Source organism: Sedimentitalea sp. XS_ASV28 (genome assembly GCF_041224545.1).
GTDB lineage: Bacteria > Pseudomonadota > Alphaproteobacteria > Rhodobacterales > Rhodobacteraceae > Sedimentitalea.
The window spans coordinates 1-223 of the sequence record NZ_JBGFGP010000006.1; the positions used below are offsets into that span (position 1 = coordinate 1).

The window sequence follows — 223 nt, forward strand, 5'->3', positions numbered from 1 at the left end:
GTGATGGGGCAGGGGGTCAGAGACCAGCGGCCTTGGTCAGGTTCACGCGGAACCGGTCGCGACGGCGCTGGTAGCGGCGGGTCATCTCGGCCGAGGCGTGCCCCAGCTGCTTTTGGACATAGCGTTCGTCGACCTCAGCCGAACTGGCGAGGCCGGCGCGCAGCGAGTGGCCAGAAAACAGCGCCAGGCGGTCCTTTTCGGGCAGTTCGGAGCGGATGCCGGC

At 68.6% G+C, this 223-nt stretch carries 1 protein-coding gene; it reads right to left on the reverse strand.

Going from position 1 to position 223, the window contains the following annotated elements; all coding sequences use genetic code 11:
* Window positions 1–16: 16 nt before the first annotated feature.
* Window positions 17–223, reverse strand: a 207-nt coding sequence (locus tag AB9K34_RS00030; protein WP_369952459.1) for a tyrosine-type recombinase/integrase, incomplete at its 5' end; no start/stop codon positions are given.